Source organism: Brevundimonas sp. NPDC090276, assembly GCF_044772165.1.
Classification (GTDB): Bacteria; Pseudomonadota; Alphaproteobacteria; order Caulobacterales; family Caulobacteraceae; genus Brevundimonas.
The window spans coordinates 925,341-942,036 of the sequence record NZ_JBIVYK010000002.1; the positions used below are offsets into that span (position 1 = coordinate 925,341).

22 protein-coding genes and 1 pseudogene are annotated in these 16,696 nt (G+C 66.6%); 3 read left to right on the plus strand and 20 right to left on the minus strand.

What is annotated here, in order from left to right; translation table 11 throughout:
• Positions 1-13: 13 nt before the first annotated feature.
• From ACIQTU_RS10250 to ACIQTU_RS10300, 11 genes and pseudogenes are all read right to left on the minus strand, one after another.
• Positions 14-574, minus strand: coding sequence for a GcrA family cell cycle regulator (locus tag ACIQTU_RS10250; RefSeq protein WP_400546191.1), 561 nt, complete (start codon positions 572-574; stop codon positions 14-16).
• A gap of 197 nt (positions 575-771) precedes the next feature.
• Entirely contained in the window at positions 772-1,176 is a 405-nt protein-coding gene (locus ACIQTU_RS10255) for a single-stranded DNA-binding protein (protein WP_400546194.1), read from the minus strand.
• A 33-nt stretch (positions 1,177-1,209) separates the two neighbouring features.
• Positions 1,210-1,575: a single-stranded DNA-binding protein gene (locus ACIQTU_RS10260; RefSeq protein ID WP_400546196.1), complete on the minus strand. Its 366-nt coding sequence runs from the start codon at positions 1,573-1,575 to the stop codon at positions 1,210-1,212.
• Positions 1,576-1,698: 123 nt separating this feature from the next.
• Positions 1,699-3,726 carry a ParB/RepB/Spo0J family partition protein gene (locus ACIQTU_RS10265; protein ID WP_400546199.1) on the minus strand — a complete coding sequence of 676 codons (2,028 nt, stop codon included), beginning with the start codon at positions 3,724-3,726 and terminating at the stop codon, positions 1,699-1,701.
• A gap of 144 nt (positions 3,727-3,870) precedes the next feature.
• Complete coding sequence (locus tag ACIQTU_RS10270; protein ID WP_400546202.1) at positions 3,871-4,764, minus strand: toprim domain-containing protein; 894 nt, start codon at positions 4,762-4,764, stop codon at positions 3,871-3,873.
• Between the two features lie 7 nt (positions 4,765-4,771).
• Complete coding sequence (locus tag ACIQTU_RS10275) at positions 4,772-5,446, minus strand: RadC family protein (protein WP_400546205.1); 675 nt, start codon at positions 5,444-5,446, stop codon at positions 4,772-4,774.
• Positions 5,447-5,780: 334 nt separating this feature from the next.
• A complete protein-coding gene (locus ACIQTU_RS10280) occupies positions 5,781-6,128 on the minus strand; it encodes a helix-turn-helix domain-containing protein (RefSeq protein ID WP_400546208.1) in 348 nt (115 codons plus the stop codon).
• Positions 6,125-6,607, minus strand: coding sequence for a hypothetical protein (locus tag ACIQTU_RS10285; protein WP_400546211.1), 483 nt, complete (start codon positions 6,605-6,607; stop codon positions 6,125-6,127). The genes ACIQTU_RS10280 and ACIQTU_RS10285 overlap by 4 nt, the downstream gene beginning before the upstream one ends.
• Positions 6,608-6,620: 13 nt before the next feature.
• Positions 6,621-6,962: a hypothetical protein gene (locus ACIQTU_RS10290; RefSeq protein WP_400546214.1), complete on the minus strand. Its 342-nt coding sequence runs from the start codon at positions 6,960-6,962 to the stop codon at positions 6,621-6,623.
• A gap of 147 nt (positions 6,963-7,109) precedes the next feature.
• Positions 7,110-7,367 carry a hypothetical protein gene (locus ACIQTU_RS10295; RefSeq protein WP_400547126.1) on the minus strand — a complete coding sequence of 86 codons (258 nt, stop codon included), beginning with the start codon at positions 7,365-7,367 and terminating at the stop codon, positions 7,110-7,112.
• Between the two features lie 112 nt (positions 7,368-7,479).
• A pseudogene (locus tag ACIQTU_RS10300) lies at positions 7,480-7,629 on the minus strand (sigma factor-like helix-turn-helix DNA-binding protein); the annotation flags it as partial.
• A gap of 167 nt (positions 7,630-7,796) precedes the next feature.
• Between ACIQTU_RS10300 and ACIQTU_RS10305 the strand changes: the two are divergent.
• Both ACIQTU_RS10305 and ACIQTU_RS10310 read left to right on the plus strand, forming a co-directional pair.
• Positions 7,797-8,009: a hypothetical protein gene (locus ACIQTU_RS10305; RefSeq protein ID WP_400546217.1), complete on the plus strand. Its 213-nt coding sequence runs from the start codon at positions 7,797-7,799 to the stop codon at positions 8,007-8,009.
• 117 nt (positions 8,010-8,126) lie between these two features.
• Positions 8,127-8,366, plus strand: a complete 240-nt coding sequence (locus ACIQTU_RS10310; protein WP_400546219.1) for a hypothetical protein — start codon at positions 8,127-8,129, stop codon at positions 8,364-8,366.
• Between the two features lie 50 nt (positions 8,367-8,416).
• Here the strand turns inward: ACIQTU_RS10310 and ACIQTU_RS10315 are convergent, their stop codons facing one another.
• The 6 genes from ACIQTU_RS10315 to ACIQTU_RS10340 form a co-directional block, all read right to left on the minus strand.
• The gene (locus ACIQTU_RS10315; RefSeq protein ID WP_400546221.1) at positions 8,417-8,791 is read right to left on the minus strand and encodes a hypothetical protein; all 375 of its coding nucleotides are present in this window, start codon (positions 8,789-8,791) and stop codon (positions 8,417-8,419) included.
• Positions 8,792-8,813: 22 nt separating this feature from the next.
• Positions 8,814-9,470 carry a RadC family protein gene (locus ACIQTU_RS10320; RefSeq protein WP_400546223.1) on the minus strand — a complete coding sequence of 219 codons (657 nt, stop codon included), beginning with the start codon at positions 9,468-9,470 and terminating at the stop codon, positions 8,814-8,816.
• Positions 9,427-9,894 (minus strand): hypothetical protein, encoded by a 468-nt coding sequence (locus ACIQTU_RS10325; RefSeq protein ID WP_400546225.1) that lies wholly within the window; start codon positions 9,892-9,894, stop codon positions 9,427-9,429. The genes ACIQTU_RS10320 and ACIQTU_RS10325 overlap by 44 nt, the downstream gene beginning before the upstream one ends.
• Positions 9,891-10,271, minus strand: coding sequence for a hypothetical protein (locus ACIQTU_RS10330; protein ID WP_400546227.1), 381 nt, complete (start codon positions 10,269-10,271; stop codon positions 9,891-9,893). The genes ACIQTU_RS10325 and ACIQTU_RS10330 overlap by 4 nt, the downstream gene beginning before the upstream one ends.
• Before the next feature lie 16 nt (positions 10,272-10,287).
• A complete protein-coding gene (locus ACIQTU_RS10335) occupies positions 10,288-10,758 on the minus strand; it encodes a helix-turn-helix transcriptional regulator (RefSeq protein ID WP_400546229.1) in 471 nt (156 codons plus the stop codon).
• 331 nt (positions 10,759-11,089) lie between these two features.
• A complete protein-coding gene (locus ACIQTU_RS10340; protein ID WP_400546232.1) occupies positions 11,090-11,248 on the minus strand; it encodes a hypothetical protein in 159 nt (52 codons plus the stop codon).
• Positions 11,249-11,406: 158 nt separating this feature from the next.
• Between ACIQTU_RS10340 and ACIQTU_RS10345 the strand changes: the two genes are divergently transcribed.
• Positions 11,407-12,603 (plus strand): DUF6880 family protein, encoded by a 1,197-nt coding sequence (locus ACIQTU_RS10345; protein WP_400546235.1) that lies wholly within the window; start codon positions 11,407-11,409, stop codon positions 12,601-12,603.
• On the opposite strand, the gene ACIQTU_RS10350 is transcribed toward ACIQTU_RS10345, so the two are convergent.
• From ACIQTU_RS10350 to ACIQTU_RS10360, 3 genes are all read right to left on the minus strand, one after another.
• A complete protein-coding gene (locus ACIQTU_RS10350; protein ID WP_400547107.1) occupies positions 12,600-13,181 on the minus strand; it encodes an alpha-ketoglutarate-dependent dioxygenase AlkB in 582 nt (193 codons plus the stop codon). The genes ACIQTU_RS10345 and ACIQTU_RS10350 overlap by 4 nt on opposite strands.
• Positions 13,182-13,186: 5 nt before the next feature.
• The gene (gene dinB / locus ACIQTU_RS10355; RefSeq protein WP_400546237.1) at positions 13,187-14,272 is read right to left on the minus strand and encodes a DNA polymerase IV; all 1,086 of its coding nucleotides are present in this window, start codon (positions 14,270-14,272) and stop codon (positions 13,187-13,189) included.
• Between the two features lie 305 nt (positions 14,273-14,577).
• Positions 14,578-16,470: a hypothetical protein gene (locus tag ACIQTU_RS10360; protein ID WP_400546240.1), complete on the minus strand. Its 1,893-nt coding sequence runs from the start codon at positions 16,468-16,470 to the stop codon at positions 14,578-14,580.
• Between the last annotated feature and the right edge of the window lie 226 nt (positions 16,471-16,696).

Genomic DNA, 16,696 nt, shown 5'->3' on the forward strand with positions numbered 1-16,696 from the left:
GCGTCCGGAAACATCAAACCTCAACCGAACCGCTTTGGTCAGGCGAAACCGACAGCTCCGCTATCCGGATAAGCCGTTCGGCGCTCATGCCTCGCCCCTGATATCCGACGATCGCATGGGCTGCGCAGAAGGCGCCCCGCGCCACGGGACGACCGCATAGGCCGAAGCCGGCAGCCCCCGGCCACCCATAGGGCCATCGGCATTGTCCGCGCTTCACCGACAGGATGGTCGCCCGGGGTCCTTCCGGGACGTCCGGTCGCACTGACCTGCGCCCTTGAGAGGAAGGGACCGGGTCAGGCCCTGCCGCCCCCGAGATCAACGTGCCGTCACGCCCTCCCGACCTGGCGACCCGACCGACCCGGCTCGCCCTGTCGTTCACCGCAAGCTTCGCCCGCGGTTTCGGCGGGACAGACGACGCCTCCCGAACCAAACCCATGCGAAAGACCTTGCCGAGCACAGCGCAGCGCGAGACATGAGGTCCGAGCAGGCGGGCGATTGAGGCCGCGGTCCGACCCTCGCCCCACAGGGCGACAAGCCGCTCGGTTCGTTCCGGCGTCCAGATGGATGCAGACATGGCGCTTCTCCCGTTACGGGTCCCATCGACCCGACCGACCGCGCCCTTCCTTTCCCTTTCCCTTTCCCTTTCCCTTTCCCCTTCCCCTTCCCCTTCCCCTTCCCCTTCCCCTTCCCCTGCCGATGGGAAGGGCCCGACGCCTGAGCGCCGGGCCCCTGGCCGCTTCAAACGCTGATCCGCATGGGTCGGCGTCGCAATCAGAAGGGAATATCGTCCTCCGACGCTTCGGCTACCGCCACGCCGGCTGGACCCGCTTCTTCGCTCCCACGGCGCCGCCGGTTCTTCAGGCGCAGGTCCTCGACCACCACCCTTAGGTCATAGTGATCGACGCCGTCCTTGCCGGTCCAGCTGTCGTTCTCGACATGGCCCTGGAGCACGACCCGGCTGCCCTTGCGGGCATAGGGGGCGATATAGTTCTCCGTCGTGCTCTCGTTGAAACAGACGCAGTTAAAGCCGGTCGTCCGCTCTCCCGCCTCGCCGTCGGCGCGGCGATAGCGGGTCGTCTCCAGGACGCGGAAGCTCGCGCGTTTCCGCCCTGAGCCCTGGGCGGCGAGAATGGAAGGGTCGGCGGCCAGATAGCCTTCGATGACGAGGGTCTGCATGATCAGTCTCCTTGCAATGATGTGGAATGAAGCTCAGGCCGCAGCCTGATCGGCGTCGTCGGTCGAGAACGCAGCCGCTTCCCGGTCGGCCGCCCAGTCGAGAACAGTCAGCCGGTCGACGACCAGCTCCTTGGCCGCCCGTTCGGTCCCGTCGCGCGCCGTATAGGCGGTATCGACGAAGACGCCGACGACCACCGCTTCACAACCTTGAGCCAGGGCCCGCGACACCACCTTCTCATTCAGGCCCTTCGACCAGCTGACGCAGTTGACGCCGACGATCCGGTCATTGCCGCCGAGGTCCACGCCGCGCTTCTCCAGCAGCCGAAACACCGCCTTGCCGAAGTCAGGGCTGATCTGGGGGTCGGCCGCCAGGCGGCCGGTGAACACCATGGTCTGCATCTTCAGTCTCCTTGATCCGGAGGCCCGGAAAGCCTTCTTCCCGGCTCGCCTCGCCCGACCTGTCCCTCCTTCCGGTCTTTGAGAAGGCTCCGCCGAACGCCGCCGACCAAGCCGCCTTCGCGGTCACGCCGCCGCTTCGCGCACCGTCTCCCCTTCCGGCCTCACCTCGAAGACGCCGGCGCCGTCGCCTTCGGAGTCATCCCCCTCAGGACCTGGGGCGACGTCGCCGGGATCGTCCTCGATCGCAGCTTCCTCCTCGGGCGCGCCGCCCGTCCAGCACAGGCAGGCGGGCGTCCAGGTCCGGGCCGCCGCCTGATCCTCGACCCATGCCGCCAGATCTCCCTTTCGCATCCAGCCTGGCGCCTCGGTCTCCACCCCCATGGCTTCCAGCATGGCCAGCAGTTGGTCTCGCGAGTGAGCCCGGAGATAGGCGCCGTCCGGCGTCCACCAGCGCGAGATATCCGCCTCGCACAGGGCCGCGATCTCCGCCGCCTCCGCCCGCGCCGCCTTGCGCACCTGGCCCGTGCGGGCTTCATGCAGGTCCAGGCTGAGCGCGACCAGCCCGGCCATGAGCTCGAAACGGTCCCCGGTCTCGAGACCATGGACCCAGGCGATCATGGTCAGGCCGGAGGCCTCCCATTGTCGGCGATGTTCATCCAGCTGTTCGCGGACCACACCGTCGAGACCGGCGATGATCCTGCCATTGGCAGGCGCGAAGCCTACGGCGGTGAGCGCCAGAGCCGCCTCGCTTCTGCAGACAGGCGGCCAGACCGCCAGGCTGGCGAAGAGGCGGGTGATAAGGACCGTCAGGGCGACCGAAGGCGCTCCCGCCAAGGCCCGGATCAGACCGCGTGTCGCCGTATCCGTGCGCACAGCGTGCAGGACATGGCTGACGCCCTCGGTCTCCGGCATCGGCGCCTCGGCCTGGGGCGGAGAATAGGTCGAGCGCGCCACGACCGGCGCAACGCTCCGGACATCGACCGCCTCGTCGTCGTCATCCGCCTCTTCGACCATGATCTCGACAGGCGCAAAGCAATCCACCTCGACACCTCGGCTCAAGGACGGCCGCAGGAGGATCAGGACGGCGAGGCGCTGGCCGGCGCCCGCCTGGTCCTGGGCGATCCGCGCACGGACCAGGGCCTCGAGGGCGGCCAGAGCCTCCTCTTCGGCGATCAGGTTTTCGCCGCCCTGGTCTCTCGGCGACAGGGCGGCTTCAACGGCTTCGGCAGCGGCCTGGGCGTGGGCCCGGGTCTCGCGGTAGACGACGACCCCCTCATCGGAGAGGCCGCCGTACACGTAACAGAGCTGCTCCATCTCCTCAGGGGCCTCCGTCTCCGCGTCGCCCGGCTGGACCAGGACCGTCAAGCCTTCCGCCTCGAACCGGGCGGCGAGCGGCTGGACGCGCTTCATCCAGGCCCGGTTCAGACAGTCGGGATCCAGCAGGACGGGCGGCAGCTCGCCGAACAGGTCCGCCTCGGTCCGTCCGCCCTCGGCGGCGTAGAGGTCCGGCGTGACCAGGCCGCAGCGGGGATCGCGGATGGTGATGCGGCCCTTGCCGAGCTGCTCCTGGATGCGCCATTCGGGCAGGCCGTGGCCGTCCATGGCGGCCCGGGCCAGGGCCGCCTGTTCCTCGCCGTCCCTGAGCAGGGCCAGCAGACGGGCCTGACGCAGGGTGATGCGACCGCCCTTCAGGGCCTCAAGCGCCACCGGCGGCAAGGCCGACAACGCCGCCAGGCGGCGGATCTCCGTCTCGCCATAGCCCAGGGCGCGAGCGATAGCCCCAACCGTCAGCCGGGCCTTCAGCATGCGGCCGATGGCGGCGATCACATCGGCGACGTGGACCGGCGCAGCCGTATTGGTCAGGACGACCGCCGCGGCCTGGCGTGCCCGGTCGGTCTCGACAAAGACCGGAACCGGATGATCGTCGTCGATGCGGCCGGCGTCTTTCAGAAGCCGCAGCGCCAGGAGACGGCGCCGTCCGTCCAGAACCATCCAGGCCGCTTCCCCCCGCCGCCCGGGACGAACCGTCGGATACTGCAACAGGCCGGCGGCGACGATGGTCTCGGCCAGTTGCGGAATCTCGTCGTCGGCCGGCTCGGCGCAGCGCAGGTTCTCCGGCGCGATCTCGAGATCGCCGAGACGGGCGCTCACGGGTAGCCGCGAGGCGCTCCCTGCGGGATCGGCGGCGGGTGCGGCGAGCGCTGAAGATCGGGAACGGGACATGGGGCTTCTCCACCCGGCCGGCGAGGCTCATCCCCGCCGCTCCGGCGCCCTGCCCGCCCCTCCCTTCTCCTTTCAGGGCGTGGCGTCGTTCCAGTCCCCTAACCCCGGCGGAGGGAGATGGACGGCCGCCTCAAGGCTTGCCGCCTCGAGCCGCCGCTGTAGCCGGGCCGCGGCCGCCTCTCCCGCCCGCCCCCGGTCGGCGGCGATGAGGACGCGCCGCACACCCGGCGGCGCACGCCAGGCTGAAAGATTGCCCGCCGACATCAGGGCCCAGCCCGGCAAACGAAAGCGGGCCATGGCGGACAGGGTCGTCGCCACGCCTTCCGCCACCAGCATGCTGCCGGCCGCGGGGCAGAGACGAATTGAGGATCCCGGCGGCACGACGCCCACGGTCTTGCGCGGCAGCCGCAGATCTCGGGCGGCGCGTCCGTCAGGATCGAGATAGGCGATCTCCACAGCGCTCAGGTCGCCTTGCGGCGTGCAAACGGCCGCTATCAGGGCCGGACAGGTCCTTCCGCCCTGGCGAAAGACGCTGACGGGCGCCTCTGACGACCGGCGAAGGGCCTCGCTCATCACGGGGACAGGAATGCCTCGCGACGCGAGATGGCGCTGGCAGAGGTCGCCCGGCTTGAGAAGAAGCGCCGTCCGCCACAGGGCCTCGGCGGTCGCGATCCGGGCCCGGACCGAGGGGCGCGGCGCCAGGCGATCCGATGAGCCGGCGAAGGACGCTTCCCGGCTGGAGGCGGACAGTCGGCCGTCGCGGTCGATCAGACCGCTGCGCCGGAGATGATCTCGGACCTCACGCCAGTCGGCCGCCCCGAAGCCATGGATCACGAGCCGGTCGCCGTCGAGCAGAAGGGAGATGGAGCGGTCCGCCCGGCTATGCCCGGGCGCGGCGACATGAGCCGTTCGCCCGCCGGGATGCACCTCCCCGCCCAGGGCGGCGACGATGGCCTCCAGGCTCATGACCGCCTCACATCAGACCCAGGGCGCGAAAACTCCGCGTCCCTTCCCGTCCGACCACGACGTGGTCATGGACGACGATGTCGAAGACCTTGGCCGCGTCGATGATCTTGCGGGTCATCTCGATGTCGGCGCGGGAGGGCGTGGGATCCCCCGAGGGATGATTGTGAACGAGGATGAGGGCGGAGGCGGAGAGCTCGAGCGCTCGGCGCACCACTTCCCGAGGATAGACGGGCGCATGATCGACCGTGCCGTCCGCCCGATGCTCCTCGCGCATCAGGATGTTGCGCTTGTCGAGATAGAGGACGCGGAACTGCTCGCGAGGCGCATGGGCTAGGGCGACCCGCAGATAACCCGTCAGATCGGACCACGAGGACAGAACGGGCCTTTCGCAGGCCCGCGCTCGCGCGAGGCTCGCGGTCAGGCCCCGCACAAGCTGGAGTTCGGCGATGCCGGCCTGGTCCAGCCCCTCCCCGCGCAGGAGGACGACGTCGGCGGCGAGCACGCCGGCCAAACCATGAAAACGGGCGATGAGCCCTTCGGCCGCGTCCCGGGCGGCCGTGACTGGAAGCCGTCTCTCGAGGATAGCGGTCAGCAGGGCTTCCTCCTCCGGCGCGATCACGCCACAGGACAGAGGCGGGGGCCGGTCTGGATCGACCAGGGCGGCAGGGGCGACAGGGGTCATGACGGTCTCCGATACCGGCGCGCTCCCGATCGGAGCGCCCCCTGCCGCCCTTCCTCCGCCCTTCCAGCCGCGCCGCCGTCAGGCGTCGGCTACAGTGCGCCGACATCGCCCGCCCGCCGATCGACCTCCACGAAAAAGCCCGCTTCGTTCTAGCGAAGCGGGCAAGTCGGGTTCACACATCAGTCCGAGAGGGGTTCGGACAAGCAGGACAATCGCGGGCGCTCTAAACCTGTGATTGCGCACCTTGTGGATCGCACCACCAAAAATATGTGTCAACGACCTCACGCCCCAAGGCCGCCCGACACCCCTTCTTCAACGGATCGGCCGCCCGGCGTCAGGCGCCGGCCAGGGTCCGCACCAAGTCCAGCACCAGGCGCTGCCGTCCGGCGTCCAGCCGGGCGAAGTCGGCGAGCAGCCATTCCTCTTCGCGCGAACGCACCTCACCCGAGGGACGCGCGCCCTCCAGGGCGACCGCCGCGCTGAAGTCGGCGTTCAAGGCCTGGCTCAACTGCAGGAGCATGCTCGCGGAGATCCGGTTCGCTCCCTGCTCGTACTTCTGAATCTGCTGGAAGGTCAGGCCCACGGCAGCGCCGAGCTCTGACTGGGTCATGCCGGCGGCGACCCGAACGCTGCGCACCTGAGCCCCGAGTTCCTTGTCGAACTCCGTGGTCGATCGTTTCAAATGACTTCTCCGCCTGTCCCGGCGACGCTAGGCGAGCCGGTGCTCCGCCGCAACCAACCGCCGGCGGCGGGCTCACCGGCCAGCCAGCGTTCCCAGGCGCCGAAGCCGGCGGCCAGCGGGATCACCAGGCCCGGCAGCATCCGATAGGCGATGTAGGCCCGTTGATGAATGTCCGGCTCCAGGAAGACGCTGGCGTGCGCGATCACCACCAGCAGGGCGTTGGCGGCCGCGACGAGAAGCCACCACCGCCGGCAAGTCAGCGCCAGCCACAAGAGGCCGCAGGCCAGCAGGAGGTCCGCCCCCACCACGGCCACCTTCAGACCTTCGATACGAATTCCGCCCAGCGCCAGGGACAGGGCGTAGGCGGCGGCCAGCATCGCCGCCGCCCGCCGCTCCGGCGCCCCGCCCAGGCGCCAGCACAGGGCGGTCAGCCCCAGACACGCTCCCCACAGCGCCAGATAGCTGACCAATCCGCCCAATCGCGCCCCCTCGTCAGGCGACCGCCTGCAATCGGGCCGTCTTCACGACCGGCCCATCCTCGGCCGGTTTAAGCTCAGGCCCGGCCGCATGCCAACCGATACCCAGTTCCTGGGCGTCGCGCTTGAGGGAGGCGTGGGCCGTAACGATCCGGTTCCTGGCCGCGGTCAGACCCGCTACCAGCGCCCCGACGTCTTCCAGAGCCGCCTGCCCCACCACGGCCGATATGCGATGACGGATGCGTCCGCGCGTCATCAGGGAGGCCAAGTCATTGGTCTCGGCTATCGCCATGTCCAGTGCGCGTTCAGCGACAAACAGCTGACGGGCCAGCTCGATTCCAAAGGCGTCTTTACTCATGGGTGTGCGCTCCTCCCCGCGTGCGGGGGATTGGGTCCTCGAGAAATGAGGAAGGGTTCTAGCGGGAGCGATCCGCCGCCTGGATGCGGACCTGATCGCCGATGACGACGCTGGCGACCGCGCTGAAAAGCAGCGCGCTCACTGCGATCAGCAGGATGACGAGGGCAAGTCGTGCCAGGGGATTGGCGGGCGGCGGTCGATATCCCGCCCGCGCGCCGCCAGAAGCACCGCGACCGAGAGCAGCTCCTTCAGGAAGACTTCCGCCGACGCCGTCGCAGCCGGCTCCTTCAGGCCGTCGAGAAGATACTGGTGCAGAGGATCGCTCCTGTCGGAGCCCATGAACTCCAGAGCCTCCTCCAGTTGCACCCAGTTCCACTGCGGCGGTTCGCTTGTCCGGCTCGCCATCTTCCGTCTCCGTGTTGACGGATGGATGAAGCCTCTCGTCCCCCGGCGCCGCCATGGGGCGCGTCGTACCCCCTGGTACGTTTCGTTCCAGAATGGCCAGGGCCGCCTTGCGCGTATTGACGCCAAGCCTCTGACAGGCCTCATGGATATGCTTCTTGGCCGTGGACTCGGAAATCCCCGTCAGATGGGCGATCTCCTTGGTGCCGTAATGCCGCGTGAGAAGCAGACATTCTCTTTGTCGTGCGCTCAGCCGTTCGGGCATCACTCAAAACTCCCCTTGGACCTTCCGGCTAGTCGAGAGTCCCGGTGCCGTCCAGTTTACAGTTAACGGAACCCCTTCTTCGCCTCGACAAGACCGCGCCACCACCGATAGAAGCGTTACGGGAGCCGCAACCTCTAATTGGTTCGGCGAAGGGCGACTCGACCAGAATGACAGACGACAATGCGGTCGCGCGCCTGCGCGCAGAGTTGGCGCGCCAGATCCTGACCTGGATGGACGAGGCCTTCGACCGCATCGACTTCGACGCTCCGCCGGAAAAGGTGGTCGAAGGCCTGACTCTCGCCTGGAGCACTCTTCTCCATTGCGTCGAGGAAATGGAGCAGTCCGAGCGTTCCCTCCGGCCTGATCCGCAAGTCCCTTGACCGGAATCAACGGCAGCCACAACCTATACTTGTGCGCTGGAGCTCCACGGAACGAGGGCGCTGGACGGCCAGCTGGCCGATTGGCGGTCAGCGCCCGCCCTTTCAGGGGGTTCGGCGATGGATGTTGCGTTCAAGGAAGCGGTCGAGACCTACGAGAAGAGCCCCAAGATCGAGTACGATCATGAGTTGCTCGACAGGCTCGAACGGCTGATTCTCGCCCACAGGCCGCAGTCGGTGCCGGAAATCATCGACATGCTGGTCGTCATCATTCCCAATGTCGAAGCTGGAGGGCGCGGCGACGGCGCCGATGTCGAGGCGCTTGAGAACATCATGACCTATCTGCGGAGCCTCGCCTGACGGCCCGGCCGCCGGATGCAATACGAAGGCGAGCTTCGCCCTCTACGCCGTCAGGCCTGCCCCGCTTCACCGTGGCCAATAGACCCGATGGCATCCTGGGGGAGAAGCTCGACGGCACGAGCCAGAATGACCGGCAGCAGCCGGGCCGCCTCAGGATCCGCCGCAAGATCCGCGTTGTATGCAAGTTCCTGCAGAGCACGGAACACCTGAGGAAGGCTGGCTGCCGACACCGGCGCCGGACACTCGGACCATTCACGCTCGAACGGCGCCCGAGGATAGCGCCGCCGGAACATCACCTCGTTCAGGACGCGCAGACGCCGTGACAGCTCATGAGCGGTCCAGCCGGGGGGTAGGACATCCGGCTGGTCCGCCGCGAATCCCGCTACGAGGCCGATAGTCCGGTCTGATACGATGCTTGCCGACATATTCCCCCCAGGATGAATGGGCTCAGATCAGGCCCAGCTGCTTGAATGAGGCGTACTTGCCTGTCGCCCCAATGATCACGTGGTCATGCAGGGCGATGCCAATCACCCTGCAAGCCTCCGCTATGTCCTTCGTCAGGCTCCTGTCCCCGAGGGACGGCTTGACGTCGCCTGACGGATGATTATGGGCCAGCACGATGGCGGACGCCCCGACGTCCAGGGCTCGATGGATCACCTCCCGGACATACATCGGCGCGTGATCCACTGTTCCCCTGCCCGCCACTTCATCCTTGATGAGGGCGTTCTTCTTGTCGAGGAACAGGATCCGCGTTTGCTCCTTGATCTCGTACTGAAGACTTGCCCTCAGGTAGGAGATCAGGGCCGGCCAGGAGGACAGGATCTTTCTGCCATCCACGCGCTGTTGCAGGGATCGTGCGGCGATCGCCGAGCATATGCTGACGTGCCGGACAAAGCCCTGACCATCCTGCCCTTGGACCACGGCGCGGGACAGCCGCTCCGGCGAGGCCGCGAAAAGGGCGCCGAGCGTGTCGAACTCACCCGACAGCCTCGCCGCCAGCCTCTCGACCCCAAGCGGCTCGACACCTGCGATGAAGGCCTGAAGAAGCGACAGGTCTCCATCAGTCCAGACCGTGTTCAGGTCCGGCGCGATGAATTGCGTCATGTCCCCGTCCATCAGCCATCCCCCTCAAGCGACGGTCCGCCATGGCTTCCCAGACCCCTCCGAAGATCGTGAGACTGATGAGCGTCCACAGCGCCAGCCGCACCGTAACACCCGTCCAGGCCGTCAACTGGGACGAGAGAAAAGGCAGGAGATGCGTGCAGACGATCAGGAGTTGAAGCGCCGCCGCCAAGACCAGCCACCAGCGCGTCGAGCGGGCGCTGAGCCTCCACAACCCGATTAAGAGCAAAAGATTGAGACCAGCCAAGCCCATCTTCCAGGTCGACATCTGGAAGGGAAGAACCAGCGGCTCCACGAGGATGTAGGTTGCAAGAAGCGCGGCGGCGTATCGTTCGACACGCGCGCCCTTCCAGGCCAGCAGCGCCAGGCCGGCAATGTTGAGTGACCATAGGGCGTATCCGATCAATTCATCGCCTGCCCCTCTGGGTCACCCTGTGCGATCTTCTTGATCGGGGTTTCAATAACATCCTCCCCGGTCTTGGACTCCGACGGCCCAAGCCGGGCGGGAGCAAGCCCGAGTTCGAGCGCCAGTTTCTGCAACCGGTCATGTGTCCGGATCGTCTGGCCTCTGGCCTCCAGAACAGCGCCCATAGCGCCGTGGAGACTCAGCAGGGCCGTATGACCGCAGCCGGCGGAGAGCTGGGCCGACCTGCGTCCTTCGATCATGCTGATTGAAAGCTGATTGGCCTTCAGGAAGGCCTGATCGAGAGCGTGCTCGAAATCGATGAGATCATGAGCGACGATGGAGCCGATGGTCGTGACGGTATCGGTCTTATTACGCATGGCGAATGCCCCTGTTTCAACGCCAGCTCAAAAACGCCGCTACGACTCCGAACACCATCAGACCTATGGCGAGGATGGCGCCGATCGCGATCGCCATCCCCAGGGCCAGTAGAATAATCAGGACCAGTTTCGGTCCCCCCCACCCGGCCGTCGTACGCCATTGCCCCAGTCCCGAATACACACCGAACAGCGTCAAAGGAGAAGGGGTGCCAATACTGTGGTCGAAGGCGGCGGACGCCTCGCTGACGCCGGGAGTTGGGCTGTCTTCGGCATGCCCCGCCATGCCGCCGAATCCGTCTGACGGAAACTCCGTCAGCAGCTCCAGCGCCTTCTTGCGGCTGGTGACGCCGAGCTTGCGCTTGGCTTCCCGGATGTGGTTCTCGACGGTGTGCGGAGACAGGCCGAGCTTCCGGCCGATCTCTTTGTCGCTCATGAAGGCGGAGAGCTTCAGGCACTCGACCTGCCTATGAGACAACCTTTCGGGCATCACCGACTCTCCTCCGCAGGGCGGAAGTAATGCGGTGCGTCAGCGAATCGTCCAGCCAACACACCTCACAAGTAATTTTTTACCCGGCGGACAGCAGAGCCAATCTTATGACGCGCGGTTTTTGGGCTTCCTGTCGCCGTCCCTGGCGCTCCAGGCGCCGATCGAGCTCAGACGACCCTAGCCGTCGGCCCTTTCAAGAGCTGATGACAGGGACGCCGACTAGGGGAAACCCTCACGCTCGCCGGTTGCAGGCCGGACTCTGGAAGGCCCTCAAGGTCGCCGCCTAACCTCCCAATCCAGGGTCCAGCGCCCGGCGCCCGGCGCCCGCGCGCTAAAGTTCGGAGGCGACGGCAGGCACCTGCCGATCCAGCCCGTCGAGCAACAGGGATGTCCCGTTGACGGAGGCGATTGTGGCGTTGGTCTGCCAGAAGGGACCTGACATTCCTCGCATCGAGAAGCGGATGTGAACGGTGTCGTTGACCTGCGGCATGATCGCTCCCCGAATGGCGAGGTGTATGGGCCCTCGTTCCGGAAAGGGCTTTTTGCACTTTCGCGCCAGACCTGTCTTCCTCTCTTGGACAGGTGGAAACGCGCTCCTCATGCTAAAGCCGCCGCCACACGGCGAACGGTCGCCCGCCAAAGGACCTCATGGCCCGACAACCACGACCCTCGACCCGGCTTTCCGCCGCCAGCCTGACCCATCTCGGTGCGCCTCGCCTGGCGGACCTGCTCATCGAGGCCGGGGTAGGGAACGCCAATCTGAAGCGCCGACTTCGGCTGGAGCTCGCCGCCGAAGCCAGCCCCGACCTTCTGTCCCTCGAGATCGACAAGCGTTTGACCGCGCTCTCCGCCGCCCGCACCCGCGTGTCCTGGCGTAAGCGCGGGGAACTGATCGAGGACTTGCAGGCTCACCGCCGGATGATCGTCGAGCGTTTGGCCCAGGCGGCCCCCGAGGCGGCCCTCGCTGTCCTTGTCCGCTGGTTCGATCTCTACCCGGGCCTCGCCGCCCGCATGAAGGACACCAAGGGCGAGCTCGCCGACGCCTTCGAGGACGCCGCCCCGGAACTCTTCACCCTTGCGGAAGCCTCTGACGATAGGGCGTTGCGCGACCTGGCCGAAGCTCTACGCCGACGGCCACAGGATTATGCACGCTGGATTTCCAATGCTGGGGAGACCCTCGGCCCGCGCACGGCGCGCCGGCTGCTGGACAGCCTGGACGCATCGGCCAGGAAGACCCCGGCGGGCCGCAACCTGCTGCGCCGCCTGGCGGACAAGGCCGAGGACCTCGACCTCTGGCTGTCGCTCCTCACACCCGAACAGGCCGGATCGCCCGACATCGCGGCCGACATCGCCCGCCGCCTCCTTGGAGCCGGGCGCGTCGCAGAAGCCCGCGCCGCTCTTGAAGGCGCCCTCAGCCCCTCCCCGCTCAACCGAAACTGGACCTTCGGCCGCAACCCGAAGGAAGGCGCTCCGCGACTGACCCCGACCTGGGAAACCGTCTCCATCGACGTCCTCGACGCCGAAGGAAACCGCCAGGAGGCCCAGGACCTGCGCTGGAGCCTGTTCGAACGCGACCTGTCGGCGTCCGTCCTTCGAGACTATCTCTCCCGCCTGCCCGACTTCGATGACGTCGAGGCCCTCGACCGCGCCTTCGCCCACGCCGCTACCCACCCGGACTTCGAGGCCGCCATGCGCCTCCTGATGGACTGGCCCGTCCATCGTGAAGCGGCCGCCCTTGTCCTGGCGCGTCCCCGCGAGGCCCGGCAGGCTCGCCCCCTGTCAGCTGATTGGGCCTCGCGCCTGGCCCAGCGCTATCCCGAAGCCGCCGAGATCCTGGCAGGCTAGTTCGCGCCTCCGGCCAGGGTTCTGAAGGTGATGGAATAGCGCAGAGCCGTCATGGCCGGGATGGAATGCTCCCACGCCTCTCGCGCCTCGCCGGACAGCCGATAGACAGAGCCGGGCTCCAGCGCTGCGCCGGCGCGACGCCACTGCGCCGCCTGCTTCCGCCGCAGCCGCATGACACAGGGCGCAAGGAGGGAGACGCCGACGATATCCTCATAGACCGGCCGGTCGCGGTGCCAGCCTATCCCTGCGCCGGGGGCGTACTCATTGACGAGCGCCTGGACGAAGGCCCCTTCATCAAGGCTAAGCCGTCCAGCCAGACACGCCAGCAGCGCCTTCAGGAAGTCCGGCCAGGGCTCCGCCGTCTCCAGCCTGCGCCTTTCCAGATCATAGCGTCGTCCAAAAGCGGCGATCCGCCGGAAGCCCTGATAGCCCATATGCTCATAAGGCCTGAAGTCCAGCCGTTGCAGTTGCTCGACCAGCTTCGTCTGTTCGGCTTCCGAAAGGACGTCCGGCCAGTAGTCGAAACCCTGCGGAACGGCAGGCGCGCAGACGTGGCCGAACAGATCGCCCTGAAGCATGCCCGTCACAGCGCCAGTTCGCCAGACGCAGGCTTCGGCGAGCCCTTCTCCAGATTGGATAGGGTCACCCCGACAAGCCGCACGCCCCTGGTCGGAGGATAAAGGGATCGCAGGAGAAGACGGGAGACCTCACGCAATCGCGCCTGCGAGGCGACCGGCTCATTGAAGGACCGGCTCCGGGTCGACTGCTGGAAGTCCGCCCATTTGACCTTCACCGTCACAGTCCGCCCGAGGAACCCGGCCTTCTCGCACCAGGCCCAGACATCGTCGGCCATCTCGTGCAGCCCGACTTCGATCGCCGCCGGATCGACCAGGTCGCTGGCGAAGGTGGTCTCCGACCCGCTCGACTTGCGTTCGCGATCGGGATTGACCGGACGATGATCCTCTCCTCGCGCCACGCCGTAGTACCAGGCGCCGGACTTGCCGAAGTGATGCTGCAGGAAGGCCAGCGACTGACGCCTCAGGTCCGCGCCGGTCTCGACGCCCAGTCGGTTCATCTTCTCCGCCGTCACCGGCCCGACACCATGGAAGCGCTTCACAGGCAGGGCCTCGACAAAGGCCTCCCCCCGCCCCGGCGCGACCACGAACTGACCGTTAGGCTTGCGCTGGTCCGAGGCCAGCTTGGCCAGGAACTTGTTGTAGGAGACGCCGGCCGACGCCGTCAGACCCGTCTCCTCGAGGATGCGCGCGCGGATCTCCTCAGCCGTCGCGGACGCCGACGGCAGCCCCCGGAGATTGGTTGTGACGTCGAGATAGGCCTCGTCTAGGGAGAGAGGTTCGATCAGTTTCGTATAGTCAGCGAAGATGGCGTGGATCTGGGCCGAGACGGCGCGATAGACCTCGAACCGGGGCGGCGTGAAGATCAGTTCCGGGCACTTCCGCAAGGCGGTGCTCGACGGCATGGCCGACCGCACGCCGAACTTGCGCGCCTCATAGCTGGCGGCGGCGACCACGCCGCGCAAAGCGGCGTGGCCTACGGCGACGGGACGACCGCGCAGGGCGGGATCATCCCTCTGCTCCACCGAGGCGAAGAAGGCGTCCATGTCCACATGGATGATCTTGCGAGGCGTCACGGATTCGATCACCGACACCACCTAGCAAAAAAGGAACAAAATAGGAACTCCCTTCGCCCGACGACGTCAGAGCGGCCGGAAGATCGGGAATCTCACATGCCTCACCGGGGCAAAGGGCGTCCTTGCGCATCGGTAATCCCCAAGGCGACATCCCATTCATTGACCTCGGCCTGTCCAGTTCCGGCGGCAAGGATCAAGGTGAATCCGCCACCGGGCGGGAACTCAACCGCATGGACCATGTGCCCGACCTCCTCGACAGCAAGTATTCCCCTCTTGAGGCTGGCCCTAGAAAACGTCGCCCGCGTCCGGCTCCCTCCACTCACCTAAGCCGCCTCCCAGACCCGGTTCAGGACCTGGGCCGCCAGCGCCGCCTTGTCCTGCGGAAGGAAGCGACCGTAGTGGTCGGCGACCGTGGCCGGCGTGTCCTGGATGGCGTAGCTGGCCTGCTCGTAAGAACCCGTCAGCTTCAGCACATGGGTCGCCAGGACATCCCTCACATTGTGCGGCCCATGGGGAAGCAGGCCCGGGATCGCCCCTCTCCCCGTGTAAGGGTTGTAGATCCCATACCGCTGGATCACCTGGCGCCAGGCGCTGTAGAAGGTGTGCTGGTTGTAGGCGGCGTCGCGGCTCGAGGTCTTCACGGTCTTGACGAAAAAGGCGCCTGGGTCGCGCGAGCCGTTCAGCAAGGCCGGTCGATGGCGTCCGACATAGGCGTCGATCCAGCGATACAGGCCGCCCAGGTCAGGCAGCAAAAGCCGGAACGGGCGTTTGGAAAAATAGGCCGAGCCGGAGTTCTTGAAGGCCACGCAGGGAATGAAGACCTCCCAGCCCCCTTCCCTCTCGCTCCAGCGCAGTTCGCCGCATCGCCGGGTCTCCAGTTCCCTCTCCGGCGTCGGCGGACTCCCCCGCGGACGCAGCAGCAGTTGCCGCAGGTTCTTCTGCCGGACGCCGAGGTGCAGACCCAGCCTCAACATGAGGAAGGACCGGACCGCCTCCGCGGCGGCCCGGGGATAGCGCCTCTCATCGGGCATGCGGCGCAGAATCTCTTCCGTGATCTTGCGATACTCCCCGACAGGGCTCGCCGCTTCGAGAATGGGCAGGATGGGTTCAAAGGGGTCCCGATGAACCCTGGCGACCCGCTCGATCTCCTTGGATCTGGCTAGGGCATGGCGATGCACTTGCTCGCAGGCGCCGTCCCAATCCTCACGGATCCGGTCGATGTCCCCCTGCCCGACAACGCCAGGAATGGGACGCAGCCGCTCCGCCAGCCACGGGCTCTGCCGGAGCCACCCAGTCTGGCTGCGCGTGAAGGCCGCGCCGAGCAGGAGCATCTCGCTCTCCCAGCCGGTGAAGAAGCCCCGGCGCCGCTCGCGCCACTGGACGTACCAGTCCCAGACCGACGGAAGGACGAGCAGCCCGAAGGTCAGGGCCTCACGAGGCATGCCCAGACCGCTGACCTCGTCGTCAGGCAAGGCGGCCAGGGCGCCGAATAGCAGCGCCAGATGCTCCTCGCGCTGGGACGCCGTCTCCGCGCCCCATACGCCGGAGCGCTGATAGCCGATGTCCGTGAGCGTCGCCGACTTGAACCGCAGGAGGGCGTCCATCTCGGCCCGAAGCAGCGTGGGGGCTGCCAGCTCAGCGGGTCCGCTTCCGTCAAAACGGAGCGCGAATCGATGCTTCGACACGGTCGAATGATAGCGATGGTAGGCCGTGCCGCCGGACAGGATGGTCGAACGCACCCAAGTCAGGATTTCCTCCTGCTCTTCACCCGACCTCTCATCGAAGTCATCCGGCAGGTGCCAGGCCAGACGACGGGACTCCGCATGTCGCACCTCCGGCGGAACAAGGCCTCTCCAGGCGCGGGGCTGCTTCAGTCGCGACCTCAGATAGCCACCCTCCAGCCGATAGCGATGCTCGATGATGTCGAGGACCTTCAGACTCGCGGGCGTCTGCGGGACCTTCAGGCCTCGCCGCCAAGCCGCGAGGGTTGTCCGGTCCGTAAGCCCTCCAGCGGCCACGATCGCCCGATGAAGCCGATGGGAGTTCTCGCCATGCCGGCGGATCTGGAGATCCAGCGCGGCGTGGAAGTCCCGGGGGTCATCATGAACCTTCCACAGGGCGACGGGATGGGTGACGATGGGGAGAGGCGGCCTCCCTCTTTTTGTTTGAACACGCGCATCAATCGATGGGGGAACGACAAGCTTTGAACCGGACACAAAAACTCCACTGGAAACATCGCCTTGTGGCGATCAGTGAAGAGACGGTCAGAAAGGGTCCAAACCCTAAAACTTAGATGCGGCGCTGAGCCAATTTCCGGACACGCAGGAAATTATACATCATCCCAGCCATGCCTTATGTCCTTAGGACATAAGGCATGGCTGGGAGAAGATCAAATGCAATTCGACCCGGACCACCTACCTTCAAGTTTGCCATCATGCTCTG